We start from the raw sequence: 20,141 nt of genomic DNA on the forward strand, positions 1-20,141 counted from the left end.
CCCGGTCATGTTCTGGCGCGATCAGAAGGCCGCCATGGCCGGCTTCCACCCGCTGCACCAGGCGCTGATCTCGCAGCGCGGGTTCTCCGCGACCCAGCCGGCCGACGGGTGGACGGCGCTGATCGCCAGCCTCTACCAGCATGCCGGCCTGGTCCGCCGGCGGAAATGGGCGCTGCCGCCGCGCACCCTCGACGTGCTGGTGCCGCTGGTCATCGAGCTCTGCTCCGACCTCGGGCCGACCGGCACCCTGAGCGTGGTGGCCGACCTGCGCGGCAAGGACGCGCCCGGCAAGACCGGCCCGGCCCGCGACCTGCCGGTGCACAAGCCGATCCGGTCGGCCACCGAGGCGTGGACCGTCGACCCGTGGCTGCGGCTGCGCGCCGAGCTGCGCGACGGCAGCGTCCTGGAGATCCTGGTCGTCGACCGGGAGCGGACCCGGCGGATCTCCAAGCGCAACCCGCGCGGCAAGATCAAATGGAAGAAGAAGAGCAAGCTGACCCAGACCATCCGGGTCCGCCGCCGGCTGCCCAAGGACACCGCCGGCCAGGTCCCGCCGACCCCGCCGCCGGCCTGGATCGGGGTGTTCGTCCGGGAGGGGCGGCGGCGCAGCGTGCTCGCCACCGCCAAGCTGCCCCGGCTGCCGCAGAGCGGCCAGGAGCAGGTCGACCGGATCCTGAGCGTGGCCACCGAGCCGTTCCGCTGGACCCCGCAGAGAGGTGCGGCCCGATGACGCCCTGCACGGTCACCACCGGTTTCTTCACCCTGGGCAAATGCGGGGTGATGGCGGTCGCCGGCTGCCCCGCCTGCCAGCGGCCGCTGTGCGCCGGCCACATCACCGAGAGCGGCCTGTGCCCGGAGTGCGCCGCCGCCCGCAACCAGGTCGGGCATCCCGCCGCCGCGGCCGCCTACCGGCGCCGCATGCACCGGCACCGGACCGCGGGGGAGTATCAGGACGCGGGGTGGTACGCCGGCTTCGATGCGTACGACCGGTCCGCCTTCGACCCGGGCGCCGGCGCCCAGCAGGACTACCTCGACGACGGCGACGACGCCCTGGTGGACAGCTGATGCGGCTGCTCTGGCTCACCGAGAACTATCCGCCCAGCCAGGGCGGCATGGCCACCTCGTGCGACCGGATCGTCCGCGGCCTGCGCGCGGCCGGCGTCGGCGTCGAGGTGGTGCACCTGGGCCGGCGCGGCGCGGTCCCGCTGGCCGAGGACCCGGAGCACGCGCTGCGCTCGCTCTGGACCACGCTGGCCCCGACCATCGGACAGTTCACCCACGTGGTCGCCTTCGGCGGGACGTATCCACTGCTCAGCGCCCCGGTCTACGCCGCCTGGGGCGGGCTGCCGCTGATCACCCTGCTGCGCGGCAACGACTTCGACACCGGGATGTTCTCGCTGCGCCGCCAGCCGGTGGTCCTGGAGGCGCTGCGCTCGTCGGCGCACGTCTGCGTGGTGGCCAGCAGCACCGCGCCGCTGGTGTCCCGGCTGGCCCCGTCGACCCCGGTCACCTGGGTGGCCAACGGCATCGACACCGCCGACTGGCAGCTCCTGCCGTCCGAGCGGCAGAAGGCCGCGGCGTGGCGCGCCGAGCACGTCGAGCCGGGCCGCCGCACGCTCGGCCTGGTCGGCCAGCTGAAGAACAAGAAGGGCGTCCGCCTCCTGCTGGACGCCCTGGCCGCGGGCCGGCACGCGGACCGGTTCCACGTCGTGCTCGCCGGTGACCTGGAGCCGGGCATCGAGCAGTGGCTGGCCGCGCACCCCGAGGTGGCGTTCACCGCGCTGCCCTTCCAGGACCGCTACCAGTTGCTCACCGTCTACGCCGCCTGCGACCTGATCGCGCTGCCGTCGTTCTACGACGGCCTGCCCAACGTCGCCCTGGAAGCCGCCGCGCTCGGCATCCCGCTGCTCGCCTCGGACGCCGGCGGGCTCGCCGACCTGGTCGACCCGTCGATCGGCTTCGCCTTCCCGGCCGGCGACCCGCACGGCTGCCGGGCCGCCCTGCACCACGCCGCCCTGGCCGACGACGATCAGCTGGCGGCACTCGGCGCGGCGGGCGCGCGGCGGGTCCGGGAGCGCTTCGGGGTGGCCGCCGAGACCGAGGGCTACCGGAAAGTGCTGGCATCCGTGCGGTGATCGTCTGCTACGCGCCGGGCGGCGGGCTCGGGCACCTGACCCGGATCCGGGCCTACCTGCACACCGTCCACGGCGACGAGCCCGCGACGATCCTGACCGGGTCGCCGTTCGCGGCCGACCCGCGGGTGCTCGGGCCGCACCGGGTGCTGCCGGTCGCGGCGCTGCCGTCGCTGCGGCCGTCGGAGCTGGTGGTGGACGCTTTCCCGGCCGGCATCGACGGAGAGCTGAGGTCCCTGCCGCGCGGTGCCCGCACGGTGCATCTGGCCCGGCTGTTGCGCTGGGACGCCTATGCGGCGTTGCTGCCTTCGGTGCCGATCCGGTTCGACCAGACCTGGATCCTGGAGGACCTGCGCCCCGCGCACGCGGCGCACCTGGCGCGGACGTCGGCGGCGTGCGGCCCGCTCCACCTCACCGACCCGCCTGACCTCGTCGACCCGCCTTACCTCATCGACCAGCTGTCCGACTCTGCCCATCCCCAGGCCGTCTGGCTGGTCGCGCATTCCGGCCCGGACCCCGAGATTCACGAGCTTCTCGCGTACGCCCGGGAGTGCGCGTCGCTGGAAGGCTGCCGGCCGCGGCTCCTGGTGGCCGCCCCGCACCGCCCGGCCGGCCTGCCGGACGATGTCGAGCACACCGACCGCTACCCGGTGTGGCCGCTGTTCGCGGACGTGGAGCGGATCGTGACCGCGGCCGGCTTCAACGTGGTCCGCCAGCTGGCCCCGTGGCGCGCCAAGCACCGGATGCTCCCGTTCCCGCGCCGCTGGGACGACCAGTTCACCCGAGCGGCCCGGGCCCGCCTTGCCGGATCACCCGCCCCGACGGCGACCACCGCCTGAACCACAGCCGACCGGTTGTGCCAGACCGTGATCCCGTGCGCACCTGGAGCGTCCGAGCGGGGCTGCCGACGTCCGGTTCAAGCCCTACGATCACGGCGTGCTGGGTGTGCATTTCGCGATCACGGGCGAACAGGAGCGGGCGCTGCTCGCGGCTGACGACGCCGATGACAGCGACCGGGTGGGCGAGCTCCTCGAGGAGCTCGAGGAGTCGTGGGACGACGACCGGCTCAAGGTCGACACCGACAAGGCCTGGGATGCCATCCACCGCTGCCTCGGTGGCGGCACGCTCGACCCGGACGGCGGCGACTATCCGCTGTCCCATGCGGTGCTCGGCGGTCGCCACCTGCACGACGACTACTACGTCGTGCACCTGACCGCGGCGGAGACCCGCGACGTCGCCGCTGCCCTCCAATCGGTGGACCAGACCTGGCTGCGCAGCCGGTTCGAGGCGATCGATCTGACCGACTATGACGGCGCCCACGACGACGAGGACTTCACGTACACGTGGGACGGCTTCGTCGACGTCCGGGATTTCTATCAGCGGGCGGCGGCGGCCGGCCGCGCGGTCCTCTTCACCGCGACCTGACCCGATCAGGTCTCGGCCATGGCAGTCATTCCGGACCGTCGTGGGCGTCGGCATCGCGCGGCGACGCTGGACTTGTGCTGTCGCCGCCGGCGGCCAGCAGCTGCAGCAGGTCGGGTGAGGGTGGTGGCGACGAGCGGCATCTCGCCGGGGACGCCGTAGGTGTCCCCGGACGCGGCGTGGCAGTGGCCCGTCCGCGCCGGTGACAGGTCGATGACCACATGCGGCTCGGTGGACAGTCCGTGGCCGCCGTCCACGATGACGTGGCAGTGGTTGGTCACGTCGTCGGGGCCGTCGTCGGCGACCTGGCGGGCGATCTCCGGCGTTAGAGGGCGGGGCTGGCCGGCACGAACGCGCCGGGGCCGCAGACTAGGGCAGGAGGGTGAGGCACTGCTCCGGGTTCTCCACGTGGGCGTTGTGGCCCAGGCCGGGCAGGGTCAGGGTGGCGACGCCGAGGGAGGCGAACTGGGCGTCGGTGTTCATCGGGTCGTGTTCGCCGCGGGCGAGGGTGACCGGGGACGGGGACTGGGCGATCAGCGCGGGCATGTCCGGGGCGCCGACGGCGAAGGCGCGCGGGTCGAGGGCGAGGCGCCAGCGGCCGTCCTCCTCGCGGATGCCGTTGCGGGCCGCGGGATGGCCGGGTGGGAGCAGGCCGGCCAGGCCCGAGATGCGCAGGTGCCGGGCCGCCGCCTCGTCCGGGGAGTCGAACCAGGTGACCGGGCGGGCGGCCAGCGACCGGGCGCGGTCCAGTTCCTCGGCGGTCCAGGCGACCTTGACGCCCAGGCCGGCCACGGCGGTGACCGGGGTGCGGGCGGCCAGGGCCAGGGCGACCACGCCGCCGAGGGAATGGCCGAGCACGACGGTGCGGCCGCCGGCCGGGACGAGCGGGACCAGGGCGTCGGCGAAGGCGTCGAAGGTGTACTCCGGCAGCGGCGCCGAACCGCCGTGCCCCGGCAGGTCCGGGGCCAGCCAGCGGCCCGGCCAGTGGCGCTCCAGCAGCGGCGCCCAGCCGGACCAGACGTCGCCGGTGGCGCCCAGCCCGTGCAGCAGCAACAACAGGGGCTCGCCGGTGCCGCCGCCGGTCACCCGGATCTTCTGGTCCATGCGGGGAGTGTGCCATCCGTGCTGGCGAATGCGGGGACGCGCTTGGCGGGGCGGAGGGCGTACCGGAAATGGCGGATCGGAACGCGCAGCGGACCGGCGACTTCCCGGCGGACCGGCGCCGATGATCGATGTGAATATCTCTCGGAGAAACGGGTAGCCACAGTGGACCGGCGGCGCGGGGGCTGAGCTTGGCGGCCAGACACCGTTGCCGCCGGCCCCCGATCGTGGCCGGTCAGCGGCGGCCGGCGGCCACCAGTTCGCGCTCGCGTGTCGCCGGGCGGCGCTTCTCGATCAGGGCGCAGACGCCGGCCAGGGCCATGCCGACGACCACGCCGAAGGCCGCGCCGAGCAGCGGCGAATGGGCGAACGTCGCCCCGCCCAACCGGCCCAGCGCGATCACATAGACCGCCCAGACGGTGCTCGCCAGCGCGCTGAACAGGCGGAACCGGGCGGGCGGCAGGGACACCGAGCCGGCGGTCAGGGTGGTGGCGGTGCGGCCGTACGGAAGGAAGCGGCCGATCAGGATCGGCAGGCCGCCGTGCCGCAGCAGCATCCGCTTCGCGCGGGTGATCGCCTCGGCCAGCCGGCCGTCGCGGACCCGGCCGCCGACCCGGCGCCCCAACCGGTAGGAGATCTGGTCGCCGGCCATGCCGCCGGCAGTGGCGGCCGCGCCCAGCGCGATCAGGCTCGGCGAGCCGGTGGCCGACAGGGCGGCCGCGCCGATGACGATCGCCTCGGACGGCATGAACGGCAGGAAACCGTCGATCGCCACGGCCAGGAACACCACCACATACAGCCACGGCGACGACAGCAGCGGCATCAGGTGGTCCAGCATTCCGCATTCCTCCCTCGATCCGACCCCATCGACGGTACGGATCACGCCGGCGCCGTTCGATGGTGCCAGCCAGCCCGGTCGAGGTAGGGCTAACACCACCGGGATGATGAAGCCATGGCCTCCGCCCGCACCCTCGCCGACCACCAGATCTGCCGGGTCCACGTCCACGACGTGCTCACCGGCGCGACCACGCTCGTGCACACCGGCGCGACGGTGCTGTTCGAGGCGCCGAACTGGACTCCCGCCGGCGACCTGATCCTGAACGGGGACGGCGTGCTGTGGCGCCTCCCGGCCGACGGGTCCGGTCCGCCGCGGCAGATCGCCCTCGACGGCCTGCCCGGGCTGAACAACGACCACGTGCTGGACCCGGCCGGCGACGCGATCTTCGTGTCCGCCGACGACGGGCACATCCATCACGCGAGCCTGACCGACGGCCGGGTGCGCCGGGTGACGCACGAGGACCGGATGCACTTCCTGCACGGGGTCAGCCCGGACGGCGCGACCCTGGCCTACGTGGGCATCGAGCAGCAGCGGTGGAACGCCGGGACGCTCTGGACCATCGGCCGGGACGGCGGGCCGTCGACCCGGGTCACCCCGGCGGGCGGTCCGGACGACGGGCCGGAGTACACGCCGGACGGCGCCTGGATCTACTGCAACACCGAGCGGTTCACGCCGGGGCAGGCGCAGATCGCCCGGATCCGGCCGGACGGGAGCGGGCTGGAGCAGCTCACCTTCGACGACCGGGTGAACTGGTTCCCGCACTTCGCGCCGGACGGCAGCCGGGCCGTCTACCTGAGCTATCCGCCCGGCACCCAGGGGCACCCGGCGGACCTGCCGGTCGAGCTGCGGCTGGTCGAGGGCGACGACTGGGCGAAGCCGCGGACGGTGGTCGCGCTGCCGGGCGGCCAGGGCACGATCAACGTGAACAGCTGGTCACCGGATTCGCGACGGTTCGCCTACGTCGACTACCCGTTCCCGGCCTGACGTCACGCCCGGACCGACGCCATGTACTCGCGCAGCCGCCCGTCCTCCACCGCCTGCACCCACAGGTGCGACACCTGCGGGTCCAGGTCCCGCGACCGGGCCGCCAGCCGCCGCCGGACCGTGGCCTGCAGCTGTGCCTTGGTCAGCCGGAACGTGTCCGGCCGGGTCCGGGCGGCCAGCCGCCGGGCGACCGCCACCGCGGCGTCCAGCAGGCCGTCCGGCGGGGCCAGCTCGTCGACCCGGCCGGCGGCCAGCGCGGCGGCCGGCCCGAGCGTGTCGGCGGCCAGCACCTGCCGGCGGGCCTGCGGCTCCCCGTAGGCGTGCCCGAGGATCTCCAGCGCGCTCGCCGGGAACGGCACCCCGACCCGCAGCTCGGTCACCCCGATCGTGCCGGCGCCGTCCGCCATGACCCGGTGGTCGCAGGCGGCGGCCAGGATCGCGCCGCCCGCGATGGCGTGCCCGTTCAGCGCCGCCACCACCGGTTTGCCGGTCGAGAAGACGGCCAGGAAAGCGGCCTCCAGCGCGGGCAGGAACGCGTGCACGTACCCCGCGCCGCCGTCGATGACCCGCCACAGGTCGACGCCGGCGGAGAACGCCCGCCCGGCCCCGGTGAACACGATCGCCGCCGCCGGTCCGGCGTCCAGCTCGGTGAAGGTCGCGGTGATCCGCTCCAGCAGCTCCAGGTCGAGCGCGTTGACCTTGCCGTGCGCCAGCCGTACCACGGCGACCCCGCCGGCCTCGTCCAGTTCAATCACGGGCACCTCCCCGCACTGATGCATATCGCATCGCGTCCGGTTGCGGAACCGCTCGGTCGCGCGTCCGCACCTGCAGGACCACGGCCGAGGCCAGCACCAGCGCGCCGCCGGCCAGCTGCACCGCGGTGAGCGCCTCGCCGAGGATCAGCGCGGCCAGCGCGGCGGTCACCACCGGCTCGAAGGTGGACAGGATCGCCGCGGTCGACGGGCCGGTCCGGCGCATCCCGGCGAAGAACGTCAGGATCGGCAGCACCGTGGCGATCACCGCGATGCAGGCCAGCCAGAACCAGCCGACCGGCCGGAAGGCGAGATCGACCCCGCTGCCGACGGCCGCCCGCAGCGTCAAGGCTCCGGCCGCGCCGAGCATGACGAGCATCGACAGTACGACCGGGGGCAGCCGATCGACGACCGTGTCGGCGACCAGGATGTAGATCGTGTAGGTGACCGCCGCGGCGAACGCGAGCAGCGCCCCGACCGGCTGGAAGTCCATCGCGCCGCTGCCCAGCAGCACCAGCAGGATGCCGGCGCACGCGGCCAGCAGGGCGATCACCCGGCGGCCGGTCAGCCGGTCCCGGCCGAGCAGCACCGCGGCCAGCGTGACCAGCACCGGATAGGTGTAGAGGATCAGCGACAGCAGCGAGGCGTCCATCACCCGCAGCGCCCCGAAGTAGAGGCTCGCCTGCGCGGCGTACCCGACCGCGCCCAGCCCGAGCCCGACGGCCAGCACCCGGCCCGGCAGCCCGGCCACCGCCCGGCGCAGCTGCGGGCGGGTCAGCACGATCGCGGTCATCAGCGCGGCGGCCAGGCCGAACCGGACCAGCAGCAGCGCGGCGGGGGAGACGCCCGCCTGGTAGGCGAGCTTGCCGAAGACGGCCATCGCGCCGAAGCAGACGGCGGAGACGAGACAGAGCAGCGGACCCATAGGTCGAGCATCGGCGGCAGCATTGTTCGGGTCCAGCGATGATTCCTGGACCTCAATGATTAGGATTCCCGGATGATGGAGCTGGACCTGCGGCGCCTGCGGTTCCTCCGGGAGCTGGAGGAGCGCGGCACGCTCGGCGCGGTCGCGGCGGCCCTGGACTACAGCCCGTCGACGGTCTCCCAGCAGCTGGCCCTGCTGGAGCGGGAGACCGGCGCCCGCCTGCTGGAGAGAGCCGGGCGCGGGGTGCGGCTGACCGAGGCCGGGCGGGTCCTGGCCCGGCACGCGCGGGTGCTGCTGTCGGCGGCCGAGGCCGCCGCCGCGGACCTGGCCGCGCTCGACGACGAGATCCGGGGCACGGTACGCGCCGGTGGCCTGCAGTCGGCGGCCCGCCGGCTGCTGATCCCGGCGGTCGCCCGGCTCCAGGCGGAGCATCCGCTGGTCCGCCCGGAGATCCTGGAGATCGAACTGGAGGAGGCGCTGCCCAGCCTGAGCCTGGGCGCGATCGACCTGGTGATCGGCGACGAGTACGACGGGCATCCCCGGTCCCGGCCGCCCGGCCTGCGTTTCGCGGTGCTGCTGGAGGAGCCGGTCAAGGTGGTCCTGCCGGCGGCCCACCCGCTCGCGGCCGGCGGCGGCCCGGTCCCGATCGCCGGGCTGCGCGCCGACGTGTGGACCGCGGCCGACGAGGGCACCGGCCACCACGCCATGGTGGTCGGCACGTGCCGGGCCCTGGGCGGCTACGACCCCGACCTGCGCCACTTCTCCAACGACGCGGACGTCCAGCTCGAACTGCTCCGCCGCACGGGCGCGGTCGCCCTGATGCCGCCGCTGGCCCTGCCCGCCGCGGATCCGTCCCTGGCGGTCCGCGAGGTGGCGGAGCTCCACCTGGGCCGCCGCCTGCTGCTCGCCACCCGCGACACCGCACCGTCCCCGGCGCTGACCGCTTTCCTGACGGCGGTGACGGAGCGGGCTGCCACCATGGGGGCGTGAACCAGGAGCGGGTGCGGGCCGGGGACGTTCTGACCGGGACGGTCACGGAGGTCGGCGACAGCGGGGTGTCGGTTCGGCTCGATGAGGTGGGGGAGGAGCTGGACGGCTTCGTCGGGGCGCTTGACCTGTCGTGGCGGGATTTCGGGCCGGCTTCGGTGCGGGTCGGCGAGCGGGTGTCCGCCGAGGTTCTCCGGGTGAACCCGGCGAAACGACGGGTGTGGCTCTCGCTCGCGGCCACCGAGAACCCGGAGTTGTGGGCCTTCCTCAAGGGGTTGCGGCCGGGGCAGCGGCTGTCCGGCACGGTGGCGTCCCTGGAGACGTTCGGCGTGTTCGTCGCCCTGGATGACGGGCCGGCGCATCCGGTGTTCCCGGGCGTCGGGTTCCTCACCATGCCGGAACTGTCGTGGCGGTGGTTCCAGGACCCGGCCGAGATCGTCGCCGTCGGGCAGCGGATCACCTGCGAGTTCCTCGTCTTCGACACCAGCAACGGGGAGGCGCGGCTGTCGCTGCGGGCCACCCAGCCGGACCCGTTCCGGGAGTTCGCCCGGGACTTCGCGGTCGGGCAGGTGGTGCGCGGGCCGGTCACCAAGGTGCTGCCGTTCGGCGTGTTCGTGCGGGTGGCGGAGGGGATCGAGGGGCTGGTCCGCGAGCCGGATCAGGAGTTCCCGGTCGGCGCGGAGGTCACCGTCGCCATCCGGGAGATCGATCCGGACCGGCGCCGGGTCACTCTTGTTCTATATAAAGATCATCTCTATATTGGGCGGCGTGACCGAACCGATGCGTGATCCGAGCTTCTGGGTCCTCACCGCTCTCGCCCCCGAGCCGCGGCACGGCTACGGGGTGATCCGCGAGGTGGACCGACTGTCCGGCGGGCAGGTGACGCTGCAGGCCGGGACCCTTTACGCGGCTCTCGACCGGCTCACCGCGCTCGGCCTGATCGAGGCGGACCGGGAGGAGACGGTGGACGGCCGGCCGCGACGGTACTACCGGCTCACCACCGACGGCGCCGCCGCGCTGGACGCCGAGACGGAGCGCCGGCGGGCGGCTGTCGCCGCGGCCACCGCGCAGCTGTCGGCCCGTCGCCGGCTCGGGCTGAGCCTGGGCGCGTCGTCGTGAGTGACCGGCTGGCCCGGCGGTACGCCCGACTTCTCCGCTTCTATCCGCCCGGCCCGCGCCGCGCCGAGATGCTCGGCACCCTGCTGGAGTGCGCGCCGCCCGACCGGGTCCGACCGACCACCAGGGATGTCGTGAACCTGACCCGCTTCGGGCTGCGCGCCCGCCTCGGCCGTCCGACCAGCACCGGCGTGGTCGTTCTGTCGCTGCTGGTCACGCTGGTCTGCGGCCTGCTCGGCGCGGCCAGCAGCGCCCGGCTCGGGTGGGCGCTGCAGGAGCCGCTGCCCTCGGGCGCGGAGGCGGAGCGGCTCTCGGCGACCGCCTTCCCCGGGCTGCCGGTGCTCGGTGGTGGCGACGCGCCGCCGTTCGTGCCGGCCTTCGGCGCGGACGGCGGCGAGATCTACGGCTTCGCCGAGTACTGGGTGCGGAACACCGCGGAGACCCGGGACGTGCTGGCGTACACGAAGGGGGTCCGCGATCGTCTGGCCGGCGCCGGCTGGGAGATCCGCGACGACATCGCCTACGAGGAGGACCATGAGCAGCCGTCGTGGTTCGCCGAGTTCTCGGCTGTCCGGGACGGGCTGATCCTGGACTACGGCGCCTACTACGTGAAGGACCACCCCTGGTACGACTCCGACGGCTCGGCCGGCTTCCAGTTGTCCCGCGCGACGCCACCCTGGCCGGCCCGGTTCGCGGTGCCCGGCGGGCTGTTGGCCGCGTGCGTCGGCTGGCTGTTGTTCGGCTGGGCGAGCCGCCGCAGCGAGGGCTATCCGGGGCGGACCCTGGCCGCGGCCGCGCTCGCCTGGTCGGCGGTGGTGGTGGTCGCGCTGAGCCTGTACTTCATCTGCCTGTGGTTCTCGCAGCCCGGCCCGCTGGAGGGCAGCGCGCTGTGGACGAGCCTGGATCAGCTGTCCCAGGCGCCCACCACGATGGTGCTCGGTCTGGGCCTGCTCGCCCTGGCGGCGGCCGTCCTGCCGGGCGGCCGGGTGCGGGTGTTCGCGGCGGCGGCGCTGGTGCTGGTCGCGGTGGGCGCCATGACGGGCTGGCCGGGCTGGGCACGTCCGGGTTGCACGCCGTCCGGGCCGCCGGCCGACCTGCCGGCCGCGGAGGTCGCCTACAGCCTGGTGGCCCGCGTCTACGTGACCGCGGACGCCACCGACGACCAGCGCAACATCGCCCAGGCCGCGATCTGGCACGTGCCTTCCGTGCGGACCATGGCCTGGTCCGCGGACGTGACCGACCAGGAATTCCGGGACGCGTACTGCGACGGCGGCCCGGTCCACGGCGCCTCGAAGGCGACGGTGCCCGGGTTCTGGCTGCTCGAGCTGAGCAGCCCCGGCGCGTTCGAGGGCCTGGTCGCCGAGGTGGGCAGTCTGCCCGGGGTGGCGGCGGTCCGGCACGCCGCTTCCTGACACCGTCGAGGCGAGGCGCGGGTCAGCGAGCGCGATCGGCCCCGGTGGCCACCCGATCCGGCTGGTCAACCGACCGGTGTGGAGCGGGGCGGCGAGCGGCCACCCCGGCGAAACCGGCGACCAGGGCGACGTTCACCGCGACCGCCAGCCAGGCGAGGTTGGCGATGTGGGCGACCGGCCAGGCCAGCGACGCCACCGCGATCGAGGCCACCGCCCACCCCGGGCCGTAGCGGCGCAGAGCGAGCGCGCACAGCAGCAGCATCAGCGGGAAACACAGGCCGAGCGGCTTGATCAGGACCGCGGCGCCGACGGCGTCGACCAGGGCGGTGTCGCCGAGCGAGACGTGGATCGTGTCGAAGCCGTAGGCGACGCTGCCGGCCACGCCGATCGCGCCGGCCACCAGGAGGACGGCGGCCGGATAGCCGGTGCTGCGCTGCACCACCCAGAGCATGACGAAGGTGTAGGCGATGCTGGCGAGGACGTGGACGACCGCGGCGCCCGGGTCGTCCCAGCCGCGAGCCGCGTACAGCACGTCGGCGATCAGGTACAGCGTTGGGGCGAAGTAGAGGGACGCGTTCAGGATCCGGTTCACGGGACTGGTCATGGCTTCACCGTGGCCTCCGGCGACCGCCCGCCACATCGGTGCCGGCCCGGCAACATCGCAGGGTTAACCCTGGTCCGGTACGACCGGCGCGCTGGCACGATACAGGCATGCTCCGGAGCGCAGCCCTCGGCGCGGCGACCGCGGCCCTGGTCGCCGGCGGTCTCGCGCTCGGCTTCCACGTCGGCAACCTGCACAACGCCCTGATCGCGCTCTCCTTCACCGCCGTCGGCCTGTACGTCGTCCACCGCCGCCCCGGCAACCGGGAGGGCTGGCTGTTCGTCGCCACCGGCACGGCGCACGCGGTGATGTTCGCCGGCCGGCAGTACGGCCTGCACCCCGGCCCGCTGCCCGGCGCGTCCTGGCTCGGCTGGCTGGGCGTCTGGCCGTTGCCCCTGGTCCTGGTCCTCGCCGGGGTGACCGTGATGGGCTTCCCGGACGGCCGGCTGTCCTCGCCCCGCTGGCGGCCGGTGGTGGCGGTCATGGTGGCGGCCGGTGTGGTCCTCACCGGGATGTCCGCGCTCTGGCCGGTGGAGTACGCCCGGACCGGCCTGGTCGCGCCGCACCCGCTGAACCTGTCCGGCGCCGCCGCCGCGGAGGCTGTCTACGACGTCTGCCGCCCGGTCGCCTACCTGCTGTTCCAGGTGACCGCCGCGGTGAGCGTGGTGGCCCGGTTCCGCCGGGCGCGCGGCGACGAGAGCCGCCAGCTGCGCTGGTTCGTCTACGCGGTGACCGTGTCGGCGACGGTCATGGTGCTGGGTCTGCTCGTCTTCGGTTCCCCCTTGGCCGGCACGCTGACCGTGCCGCTGGTGGCCGTCGCGGCCGGCGCCGCGATCCTCAAGTTCCGGCTGTACGACATCGACCCGGTGATCAACAAGTCGTTGGTGGTCAGCGCGATGGCCGCCGTGGTGACGCTGGGCTACGCCGTGGTGGTGGTCGGCGTCGGCCGGCTGGTCGGCGGCGCCGGCACGCTGCTCTCGCTGCTCGCCATCGCGCTGGTGGCGGTGGTCTTCGAGCCGGTGCGCCGGCGCGTGCAGCGGCTCGCCGACCGGCTGGTCTACGGCAACCGCCCGACGCCGTACGAAGCGCTGGCGCGCCTCTCCGCGCACCTCGCCGGACCGGCCGGCCGGCTGCTCGACGGCATCTGCGCCACGGTGGCCGATGCCGTCGGTGCCCGCGAGGTGGTGCTCTGGGCCGGCCCGCCGGACGGGCAGCGGGCCGTGTCGGCCTGGCGGGCGCCCGGCGAGCCGCCGCTGGCCGACCCGGCCGGCGTGCGGATCCGGCACGACGGCCGCACCCTCGGCACGATCACCGTGCGGAAGGCGCCCGGCGACCCGCTGTCCGGGCCCGAGCGGAGGCTGACCGCCGATCTGGCCGCGCAGGCCGGGCTGGTGCTGGAGTTGCGGGCCGCCGCGCAGCGGCTGGTGGTGGCTGGTGACGCGGCCCGCCGCCGGTTGGAACGTGACCTGCACGACGGTGCGCAGCAGCGGCTGGTGACGGTGGCCCTGGAGCAGGGGGCGGTGGTGCGCCGGGCCCGGGCCGAGGGCTCGGTGGGGCTGGCCGAGCAGGCCGAGGCGGTCCGGGCCGGGCTGCTGGAGGCGACCGCCGAGCTACGCGAGATGGCCCGCGGGCTGCATCCGGCGGTGCTCACCCAGGACGGCCTGGAGGCTGCGGCCGGGTTCCTGGCGGACCGCTCGCCGGTGCCGGTCCGGCTGACCGTGGCGGTCGGCGGCCGGCTGCCCGCCGAGGTGGAGGCGACCGCCTACTTCGTGATCAGTGAGGGGTTGACCAATGCCGCCAAGCACGCCGGGGCCACGCTGCTCACGGTCCGCGTCGAGCGCACCGCCGAGGGGCTGGTCGTGGAGGTGACCGACGACGGCTGCGGCGGCGCGAGCATCCGTCCGGGCAGTGGCCTGGAGAACCTGGCCGACCGGCTCGCCGCCCTGGACGCGCGCCTGCATCTGGACAGCGGGCCGGCCGGGACCAGGCTGGGTGCGGTGATTCCGTGCGGGTGATGCTGGCCGACGACGCGGTGCTGTTCCGCGAGGGCATGGCCCGGATCCTCGCCGAGGCCGGCTTCGCGGTCGCCGGGCAGACCGGCGACGGGGCGGCACTGGTCGACCTGGTGCGTGCCGATCCGCCGGATGTCGCGGTGATCGACTTGCGGATGCCGCCCGGGTTCGCGGCCGAGGGCATCGACACCGCCGCTGCCATCCGGCGGGCAGCGCCGGGCGTCGGTCTGATGCTGCTCTCCCAGTACGTCGAGGTGCACCACGCGCTGCGCCTGATCACCGACTTCGACGGCGGGGTCGGCTACCTGCTCAAGGACCGGGTCTCCGACTTGACCGCGTTCGCCGCCGACGTGCGCCGGGTGGCTCGCGGGGAGACGGTGATCGACCCTGACCTGGTGGCCCGGCTCGTCGCCCGGCGCCGCGAGCGTGACCCGCTGGACGGGCTCACCGAGCGGGAACGCGCCGTGCTCGCGCTGATGGCCCAGGGCCTGTCGAACGCCGCGGTCGCCGCCGACCTGCACCTCGCGGTCAAGACGGTGGAGGCGCACGTCACGGCGATCTTCACCAAGCTCGGGCTGATCCCGCACGACCGGGAACACCGCCGGGTGCTCGCCGTCCTCACCTTCCTGCGGGCGTGAGGCGATCATGCCAAGGCGGTGGCGAAGGCCCGGTGCGGCGCGGAAGCACTCCGGTAACTGGTCGCCGGGCGGGCGAACTCGGCCGCCCGCTCCGCCTGCCGGGCCGCTTCCGTGGCCTGCCGGAAGAGAGCTTGGCGGTGCGCGGCGACCGCCCGGAGCAGCGCGAGTTCCTGTTCGACCGGGTGCAGGCGCGGGTCCCAGCGGTCCCGGGCGGCCGCCGCCGGCAGGTCACCACGCTTGATCGCGGCCCACAGCGCCCGGTGCAGGAAGCGTTCCCGGTCGGCGTACTCGTCCGCGGTCCGCGGGGTGTCCGGCGTCGCGAAGGCGGCCGCGGCCCGCGCCCGGGTCACCCGCTCCTCGGCCCGCTGCCAGGTCTGCCACGCGGTGTCGGCGTGCTCGTCGGCCTCCCGGGCGAACTCGTGCCACCGCCACGCCACCTCGGCGGCCCGGGCCGCTTCGGCGGCCTCCCACGCGGTCACCGCGACCGGCCGCGGCCGCTCCCGGCGCAGCGCCTCCAGCACCGTCCGCACCGGATCGCGCATCGCCTCCGGATTTCCGAGCAGCAGCAACGCCGGCACCGAGACCAGTACCAGGACCAGCCAGATCGCCATCGGCCGGAAGTCGGCGAGCAGCATCTGCAACACGACAGTCATGCTTGAAAAGCTCCTTGAACAGGAAAGATCAACACCAAGACCCGAGTGGGGTACGGCGGGGGAGCGCGCGCCTACGCGAAGAGTGCGGGCGGTGCGCGGGAGTCCCCCGCGGACGCGACGACCTGGTCGATCAGGACGCGCGTGGAGTCGGCCACCACCACGGTGACCGGCGCCTCGAAGTCCACAGCGGACGTGTCGTCGACCGTGGTGGGGGCGCTGAAGGCGGCCAGCAGAGCGGCCAGCAGAAGCGGCAAGAACCGGCGCAGTACTCCGCGCTCCCTGTCCTTGACCATGGTCAACAAGCTACCGATCGCATCGTGCTCAGGCCACGCGCCGCGCCCGTCGGGAAACGTATATTCCGGACAAAAGTTCGACGCCGCCTCCGCCCTGCTCAACTACCTCCTCGGCGTCGGCGCCCAGAACGCCGCGATGGCCAGCTGGGTCACCCAGGGCACCGACCGCACCGAGGTCCTCGACATGGTCGCCTCCTTGTGGACCAGCCTCGACACCGACGAGTACCCGTTCCTGCGCTCCATCGCCGCGCAGCTCCGCGCCCACGACGACCGGGCCGAGTTCCTGGCCGGCGTCGACCTCATCCAGGTCGGCATCACCAGCACCGCCCCCCGGCGTGAGACCGCTTCCGCTAGGCCAACCCATTTCCGGTACTACGCCGGCGCCCCCTGACTGCGGTTTCCGGACGGGACGCTCCGGGCGTACCGAAAGACGGGGTGAGCAGTGAGTGCCGAGCGGATCCCGCGCCCGCGTGCCGTTGGCGGAAAGCGATCACCTGAGTACTCTGCGAGCATGCCTGTCGATGTGACATGCCGTGTTCCTTGACCGCCGCCCGGACGCCGGCCCGGGCCTGCACGCCCTGATCATCGGGGTCGGGCACCATCCATTCCTTACCGGCGACCACCTGCGGCACGCCGGGCCCACCGATGCCGGGACCGCCCCGGCCTCCGCGCTGCGCTTCCTGGACTGCCTGCTGGCCCGCGGGGTGGGCAACTGGGCGCGGCCGGTCGCGACGGTTGACGTGCTGCTGTCGCCGGTGCGGGAGCTGGTGAGTCCGGACGGACGGAGCGTGGCGGTCGAGGAACCGACCCGGCGTAACGTGCAGGCGGCTTTCGACCAGTGGCTGGAGCGGTGCGAGTCGCATCCGGACAACATCGCGGTGCTGTACTTCTCCGGGCTCGGTGTACAAACCGGTCAGCAGGTCCTGCTGACCTCCGACTTCGCCGCGAGCGAGGACGACCCGTTCCGGGGCGCGTTCGCCTTCGACACCAGCCGGGACGGGTTGCTGACCCGGTTGCCGTCCACGCAGTGCCTGTTCGTGGACGCCGGGTGGCTGCGGCTGGGTGACGAGGTGATCCGCCGGCGCGGCCGGGGCGCCGAGCCGCTGATCGCTCCCGGACCCTTCGCGGAGCGGAAGTGCCGGCATGATCTGACTCTGCGGGCGCCGCAGCTCCCGGATACCGGCGCGCCGCTTTCCCCGTTCACCTCCGCCCTGATCAAGGCCTTGGAGGGGGTGGCAGCCACGGAGGACCCGGAAACCGGGGACTGGGTGCTCTCCACGGCATCCATCAGTCAGGCCATGACCGTCCTGGTCCAGCGGGAGCTGGGGAAGGCCGGCACCGGGCGGGCGGTACCGGGTGCGGAGATCTTCGAGCCCGCGGTGCTGCGGCGGCTCCTGGTACACCCGCAGGTCGAGGGTGAGCTGCGCTGGAAGGTAACGACGTCCGGCCGGGTGCGCTGCGTTCCCCGGCTGCGCACGGGTGCCGCGCAGGAGTTCTGGGGCTCGATCGAGGGGCCTCAGTGCTTCTCGGGGCCGGCCGGCCATTATGTCGCGAAGGTCGACTCCTTCCCGGGCGTCGGCGAACTGGCGGAGCGGCCGCTCCTCGCGCTGCCGCCAGCCGCCGAGATCCTCGTGGGGAGCGCCTGATGAGTTCGGTACGGCTGCTGCTCACGGCCGCGGATCCCGGCCTGGCCGGCACGCCGCTGCTGGTCACCACCCATCCACCGGCCGGGCGTGGTGGGCGGTCCCTGGTCGCCCGGATCCAACATCCGCTGAGCGTTGCGGTGGCGGAACCCTACTGCGGGTTCGCCGTCCATCTGCCGGGCGGCCGCACGATCACCGCCGCTGTCGCGCCCGGCAAGCGGGACGAGACAGTGGACCTCGTCGTAGACGTGGTCGGCGACGCGCACACGGTGTTCACCACGGCCGGCACCCAGCAATGGGGCCGCTTCACCGACTCCGGCTACCCGGGATGCTGGGTCCGGCTGTGGCGGGCGGACGACCGGACCGGCGCGTGGCAGGTCGTATCCTGGCCGGACGCGCCGATCACGGCCGAGCCGGACCGGATCACCTTCCACCTACGGCTGCCGCCCGGCCGGCACATGGTGCAGGCCGGTGGCGAGCGGCTCACCCCTAAGCTGTCCGTGCTCCCGGAAGCGGCCCGGGTGGACATCACGCTGCGCCCGGCCGCCGGTCCGGTGCCCTGGCTCGGCGTCTTCGTCACCACCGATGACCTGCCCGCCGAAGCGTTGCGGGGCTACCTGGCGAGCGGGGCAGTGGCAGCCGCCCGGCAGATCGATCAACTGACCAGCGATGCCGCCGGTCCGCTGGCCCGGATCGCTGCCGGCTACCTCAGCCTCCGCGCCGGCGCCCCGCCGGACGCCGAGGCAGTCGACGGGTCGACAGCCGACGAGACGGTGATCCGCGCCTGGCGGCACTGGCACACCGGATCGGAGCCGGAGGCGGTGCCGGCGGAGTTCGAGCGAGCGGTCCGGGCCGGGGTGCCGATCTACCCGGAAGGGCTCCGGTTGCTGGCCGCGGCCCTGCGCCGGCTGTCCGATCCCGGCGCGCTGGACGAGGTGGCTCCGCTGCTGGACGCGGCGGAGCTGAGCGAGCCCACCACGGCGTTCGCCGGAGCGGCGCCCGACCGGCCGTCGGCGGATGCGACCGACTCGATGTGCACGGCGCTGCCCCATCGCGTCGCGTTGGCCCCGCATGTCGGCGAACCGCGAGAGGGCGTTCACCTGCCCGCCGCCACTCTGGCCGACATCGCCGAGGCCGAGGAGTTGCTCGGCGACCTCGAAGTGTTGGCGTCGTGGTACCACACCGCGAAGGGCTGGGAGCAGGTCGGTGTCGCGCTCCGGCAGATGCGGCAGGCGCTGCTGACCGACGACCTCGATCAGTTCCAGGACAGTCTGGTCGCACTCGAAGTCTTGGGGCCGGTCCGCCACCACCATGGTCCACGCACCGTGAGCCCCATGCCGGCCGAGATCCGGGTCCTGGTCGACGAGCTGCGCGGCATGCTGGCGGCGATGCGGGTGGACGGATCGCCGCGGCTGGCGTGACCCGGGCGGAGCATTTGCGGACAGCGATCACCTGAGTACTCTTCGGGCATGCCGGTTGTCTTCGTGCACGGGGTGGCCACTCGGAAGAAGCCGGGCACGACGCGGCGGTTCGTGAAACGCTGGGCGCTGCTCGAGGAGATCCTGTTTCCCGCGCTGGGCGGCGGCGACGCGGCGATCGGGCGGTATGAGGCGTTCTGGGGTGACGCCGGGGCCGAGCTCTGGTGGGGTGGGGCCTCGCTGCCACGGGCCGGTGGTGAGCGGTTCGGCGGGTTCGAGCCGGACGGCGACGACCTGATCCTGGCCGAGACGCTGTTCGGCGGGGCGGTCACCCGGCCGGTGGATGTCGCCCGGCCGCTGCTCGACGCGGCCCGGGGCGGGCTGGGGCAGGCCGTCGATCTGCTCTGGGCCTACGCCGAGCCGGAGCCGCCGGACGAGCTGATCCCGTTCGTGGCGAGCGCTTCGGCGTACGCCGAACGCCATCCGTCGCCGGGGTGGCTGGCCGACTGCCGGGACGACGAGGACCTGCTGGGCCGGCTGCTCGACGAGGTCGCGCCGGCCGAGCCGGGCGCGGGGGAGACGTTCGGGTCGCGGCGTCTGGTGCGGCGGCTGCGCGAGGTCGGCGCGCGGGTGGTCGCGGCGCCGGGGCGGCTGGTCTCGAAGCCGGCGATGGCGGCCCGGCCGCTGGTGCACCGGCCGAGCGCGATTTTCCTCGGTGACGTCTTCGAGTACCTGGCGCAGCGCGGCCGGGCCGGCGCGGAGGGAAAGATCGCGCGGATCGTCGGGGACACGATCGCGGAGGCGATGACGGCGCGGCGGCCCGGCGACGAGCGGCTGGTGGTCATCGCGCACAGCATGGGCGGGAACATCGTCTACGACCTGCTCTCCGACCTGCGCCCGGAGCTGGAGTGCGACCTGCTGGTGACGGTCGGGTCGCAGGTGGCGCTCTTCGCCGAGCTGGGCATGTTCGGCGCGGTCGAGCGGCCCGCGGACGCCGAGCGCGACCGGGTGCCGGCGCTGCCGAACGTCCGGCGCTGGATCAACGTCTACGACCAGCAGGACGGCCTGTCGTTCGCGGGCGCCCGGGTCTTCGACGGCGTCGAGGACTACGGGTACTCGACCGGGGCCGGGCTGCTCGGCGCGCATTCGACCTACTTCGAACGGCCGAGTTTCTACCAGCGGCTGGCCGCCCGGATCCAGGAAGGCGGCTGACG

Annotated in this window: 23 protein-coding genes; 16 read left to right on the forward strand and 7 right to left on the reverse strand. The window is 73.9% G+C overall.

Translation table 11 applies throughout. The annotated features are described in order from the left end of the window. The first annotated feature begins 7 nt into the window (after positions 1–7). The 5 genes from BJY16_RS25540 to BJY16_RS25560 all read left to right on the forward strand — a co-directional run bounded on the left by BJY16_RS25540 (position 8) and on the right by BJY16_RS25560 (position 3,557). Complete coding sequence (locus BJY16_RS25540; protein ID WP_185042095.1) at positions 8–730, forward strand: hypothetical protein; 723 nt, start codon at positions 8–10, stop codon at positions 728–730. Beyond that, complete coding sequence (locus BJY16_RS25545) at positions 727–1,065, forward strand: hypothetical protein (protein WP_185042096.1); 339 nt, start codon at positions 727–729, stop codon at positions 1,063–1,065. Before BJY16_RS25540 ends, BJY16_RS25545 begins: the two co-directional genes overlap by 4 nt. Beyond that, the gene (locus BJY16_RS25550; RefSeq protein ID WP_185042097.1) at positions 1,065–2,135 is read left to right on the forward strand and encodes a glycosyltransferase family 4 protein; all 1,071 of its coding nucleotides are present in this window, start codon (positions 1,065–1,067) and stop codon (positions 2,133–2,135) included. Before BJY16_RS25545 ends, BJY16_RS25550 begins: the two co-directional genes overlap by 1 nt. Then, positions 2,132–2,971: a hypothetical protein gene (locus BJY16_RS25555; RefSeq protein WP_185042098.1), complete on the forward strand. Its 840-nt coding sequence runs from the start codon at positions 2,132–2,134 to the stop codon at positions 2,969–2,971. The genes BJY16_RS25550 and BJY16_RS25555 overlap by 4 nt, the downstream gene beginning before the upstream one ends. A gap of 97 nt (positions 2,972–3,068) precedes the next feature. Further along, positions 3,069–3,557, forward strand: a complete 489-nt coding sequence (locus BJY16_RS25560; protein WP_185042099.1) for a YfbM family protein — start codon at positions 3,069–3,071, stop codon at positions 3,555–3,557. A 366-nt stretch (positions 3,558–3,923) separates the two neighbouring features. On the opposite strand, the gene BJY16_RS25565 is transcribed toward BJY16_RS25560, so the two are convergent. Beyond that, positions 3,924–4,658 carry an alpha/beta fold hydrolase gene (locus tag BJY16_RS25565; RefSeq protein WP_185042100.1) on the reverse strand — a complete coding sequence of 245 codons (735 nt, stop codon included), beginning with the start codon at positions 4,656–4,658 and terminating at the stop codon, positions 3,924–3,926. Between the two features lie 232 nt (positions 4,659–4,890). Beyond that, positions 4,891–5,493 carry a DedA family protein gene (locus BJY16_RS25570; protein WP_185042101.1) on the reverse strand — a complete coding sequence of 201 codons (603 nt, stop codon included), beginning with the start codon at positions 5,491–5,493 and terminating at the stop codon, positions 4,891–4,893. Positions 5,494–5,607: 114 nt separating this feature from the next. On the opposite strand from BJY16_RS25570, the gene BJY16_RS25575 reads away from it, so the two are divergent. Then, complete coding sequence (locus BJY16_RS25575; protein ID WP_185042102.1) at positions 5,608–6,477, forward strand: TolB family protein; 870 nt, start codon at positions 5,608–5,610, stop codon at positions 6,475–6,477. Positions 6,478–6,479: 2 nt separating this feature from the next. Here BJY16_RS25575 and BJY16_RS25580 read toward each other — a convergent pair whose 3' ends face one another. Together BJY16_RS25580 and BJY16_RS25585 are read right to left on the reverse strand one after the other, a co-directional pair. Further along, entirely contained in the window at positions 6,480–7,232 is a 753-nt protein-coding gene (locus tag BJY16_RS25580) for an enoyl-CoA hydratase/isomerase family protein (protein ID WP_185042103.1), read from the reverse strand. After that, on the reverse strand, positions 7,225–8,154 hold the full coding sequence (locus BJY16_RS25585; protein ID WP_185042104.1) for a DMT family transporter: 930 nt from the start codon (positions 8,152–8,154) through the stop codon (positions 7,225–7,227). Before BJY16_RS25585 ends, BJY16_RS25580 begins: the two co-directional genes overlap by 8 nt. Positions 8,155–8,226: 72 nt before the next feature. Here BJY16_RS25585 and BJY16_RS25590 point away from each other — a divergent pair, with 72 nt between their 5' ends. The 4 genes from BJY16_RS25590 to BJY16_RS25605 are packed head-to-tail and all read left to right on the forward strand — an operon-like array spanning position 8,227 to position 11,669. After that, positions 8,227–9,144, forward strand: coding sequence for a LysR family transcriptional regulator (locus BJY16_RS25590; protein WP_185042105.1), 918 nt, complete (start codon positions 8,227–8,229; stop codon positions 9,142–9,144). Next, on the forward strand, positions 9,141–9,929 hold the full coding sequence (locus BJY16_RS25595; protein WP_185042106.1) for a S1 RNA-binding domain-containing protein: 789 nt from the start codon (positions 9,141–9,143) through the stop codon (positions 9,927–9,929). Before BJY16_RS25590 ends, BJY16_RS25595 begins: the two co-directional genes overlap by 4 nt. Next, on the forward strand, positions 9,922–10,260 hold the full coding sequence (locus tag BJY16_RS25600; RefSeq protein ID WP_221503008.1) for a PadR family transcriptional regulator: 339 nt from the start codon (positions 9,922–9,924) through the stop codon (positions 10,258–10,260). Before BJY16_RS25595 ends, BJY16_RS25600 begins: the two co-directional genes overlap by 8 nt. Further along, positions 10,257–11,669 (forward strand): hypothetical protein, encoded by a 1,413-nt coding sequence (locus tag BJY16_RS25605; protein ID WP_185042108.1) that lies wholly within the window; start codon positions 10,257–10,259, stop codon positions 11,667–11,669. The genes BJY16_RS25600 and BJY16_RS25605 overlap by 4 nt, the downstream gene beginning before the upstream one ends. A 22-nt stretch (positions 11,670–11,691) precedes the next feature. On the opposite strand, the gene BJY16_RS25610 is transcribed toward BJY16_RS25605, so the two are convergent. Then, entirely contained in the window at positions 11,692–12,273 is a 582-nt protein-coding gene (locus BJY16_RS25610) for a hypothetical protein (RefSeq protein ID WP_185042109.1), read from the reverse strand. 107 nt (positions 12,274–12,380) lie between these two features. Between BJY16_RS25610 and BJY16_RS25615 the strand changes: the two genes are divergently transcribed. Both BJY16_RS25615 and BJY16_RS25620 read left to right on the forward strand, forming a co-directional pair. Next, positions 12,381–14,285, forward strand: coding sequence for a sensor histidine kinase (locus BJY16_RS25615; protein ID WP_185042110.1), 1,905 nt, complete (start codon positions 12,381–12,383; stop codon positions 14,283–14,285). Next, positions 14,276–14,920: a response regulator transcription factor gene (locus tag BJY16_RS25620; RefSeq protein ID WP_185042111.1), complete on the forward strand. Its 645-nt coding sequence runs from the start codon at positions 14,276–14,278 to the stop codon at positions 14,918–14,920. The genes BJY16_RS25615 and BJY16_RS25620 overlap by 10 nt, the downstream gene beginning before the upstream one ends. Positions 14,921–14,925: 5 nt before the next feature. Here the strand turns inward: BJY16_RS25620 and BJY16_RS25625 are convergent, their stop codons facing one another. Both BJY16_RS25625 and BJY16_RS25630 read right to left on the reverse strand, forming a co-directional pair. Further along, complete coding sequence (locus BJY16_RS25625) at positions 14,926–15,573, reverse strand: hypothetical protein (RefSeq protein WP_185042112.1); 648 nt, start codon at positions 15,571–15,573, stop codon at positions 14,926–14,928. Positions 15,574–15,644: 71 nt separating this feature from the next. After that, entirely contained in the window at positions 15,645–15,866 is a 222-nt protein-coding gene (locus BJY16_RS25630; RefSeq protein WP_185042113.1) for a hypothetical protein, read from the reverse strand. Between the two features lie 136 nt (positions 15,867–16,002). Here BJY16_RS25630 and BJY16_RS25635 point away from each other — a divergent pair, with 136 nt between their 5' ends. The 4 genes from BJY16_RS25635 (at position 16,003) to BJY16_RS25650 (ending at position 20,139) form a co-directional block, all read left to right on the forward strand. After that, positions 16,003–16,257 (forward strand): hypothetical protein, encoded by a 255-nt coding sequence (locus BJY16_RS25635; RefSeq protein ID WP_185042114.1) that lies wholly within the window; start codon positions 16,003–16,005, stop codon positions 16,255–16,257. A 142-nt stretch (positions 16,258–16,399) separates the two neighbouring features. Next, a complete protein-coding gene (locus tag BJY16_RS25640) occupies positions 16,400–17,512 on the forward strand; it encodes a caspase family protein (RefSeq protein WP_185042115.1) in 1,113 nt (370 codons plus the stop codon). Then, the gene (locus tag BJY16_RS25645; protein WP_185042116.1) at positions 17,512–18,930 is read left to right on the forward strand and encodes a CATRA system-associated protein; all 1,419 of its coding nucleotides are present in this window, start codon (positions 17,512–17,514) and stop codon (positions 18,928–18,930) included. The genes BJY16_RS25640 and BJY16_RS25645 overlap by 1 nt, the downstream gene beginning before the upstream one ends. Positions 18,931–18,978: 48 nt before the next feature. After that, positions 18,979–20,139, forward strand: coding sequence for a hypothetical protein (locus tag BJY16_RS25650; protein ID WP_185042117.1), 1,161 nt, complete (start codon positions 18,979–18,981; stop codon positions 20,137–20,139). The last annotated feature ends 2 nt before the right edge of the window (positions 20,140–20,141 follow it).

Origin of the sequence: Actinoplanes octamycinicus (genome assembly GCF_014205225.1) — a bacterium.
In the GTDB taxonomy this organism is placed as follows: domain Bacteria; phylum Actinomycetota; class Actinomycetes; order Mycobacteriales; family Micromonosporaceae; genus Actinoplanes; species Actinoplanes octamycinicus.

Excerpts from the sequence above, each read along its gene's own strand:
- BJY16_RS25575 (WP_185042102.1), top strand. The coding sequence starts at position 5,608 with ATGGCCTCCGCCCGCACCCTCGCCGACCACCAGATCTGCCGGGTCCAC.
- BJY16_RS25565 (WP_185042100.1), bottom strand. The coding sequence starts at position 4,658 with ATGGACCAGAAGATCCGGGTGACCGGCGGCGGCACCGGCGAGCCCCTG.
- BJY16_RS25615 (WP_185042110.1), top strand. The coding sequence starts at position 12,381 with ATGCTCCGGAGCGCAGCCCTCGGCGCGGCGACCGCGGCCCTGGTCGCC.
- BJY16_RS25550 (WP_185042097.1), top strand. The coding sequence starts at position 1,065 with ATGCGGCTGCTCTGGCTCACCGAGAACTATCCGCCCAGCCAGGGCGGC.
- BJY16_RS25570 (WP_185042101.1), bottom strand. The coding sequence starts at position 5,493 with ATGCTGGACCACCTGATGCCGCTGCTGTCGTCGCCGTGGCTGTATGTG.
- BJY16_RS25630 (WP_185042113.1), bottom strand. The coding sequence starts at position 15,866 with ATGGTCAAGGACAGGGAGCGCGGAGTACTGCGCCGGTTCTTGCCGCTT.
- BJY16_RS25590 (WP_185042105.1), top strand. The coding sequence starts at position 8,227 with ATGATGGAGCTGGACCTGCGGCGCCTGCGGTTCCTCCGGGAGCTGGAG.
- BJY16_RS25650 (WP_185042117.1), top strand. The coding sequence starts at position 18,979 with ATGCCGGTTGTCTTCGTGCACGGGGTGGCCACTCGGAAGAAGCCGGGC.
- BJY16_RS25635 (WP_185042114.1), top strand. The coding sequence starts at position 16,003 with ATGGCCAGCTGGGTCACCCAGGGCACCGACCGCACCGAGGTCCTCGAC.
- BJY16_RS25625 (WP_185042112.1), bottom strand. The coding sequence starts at position 15,573 with ATGACTGTCGTGTTGCAGATGCTGCTCGCCGACTTCCGGCCGATGGCG.
- BJY16_RS25545 (WP_185042096.1), top strand. The coding sequence starts at position 727 with ATGACGCCCTGCACGGTCACCACCGGTTTCTTCACCCTGGGCAAATGC.
- BJY16_RS25540 (WP_185042095.1), top strand. The coding sequence starts at position 8 with ATGTTCTGGCGCGATCAGAAGGCCGCCATGGCCGGCTTCCACCCGCTG.
- BJY16_RS25585 (WP_185042104.1), bottom strand. The coding sequence starts at position 8,154 with ATGGGTCCGCTGCTCTGTCTCGTCTCCGCCGTCTGCTTCGGCGCGATG.
- BJY16_RS25645 (WP_185042116.1), top strand. The coding sequence starts at position 17,512 with ATGAGTTCGGTACGGCTGCTGCTCACGGCCGCGGATCCCGGCCTGGCC.
- BJY16_RS25600 (WP_221503008.1), top strand. The coding sequence starts at position 9,922 with ATGCGTGATCCGAGCTTCTGGGTCCTCACCGCTCTCGCCCCCGAGCCG.
- BJY16_RS25610 (WP_185042109.1), bottom strand. The coding sequence starts at position 12,273 with ATGACCAGTCCCGTGAACCGGATCCTGAACGCGTCCCTCTACTTCGCC.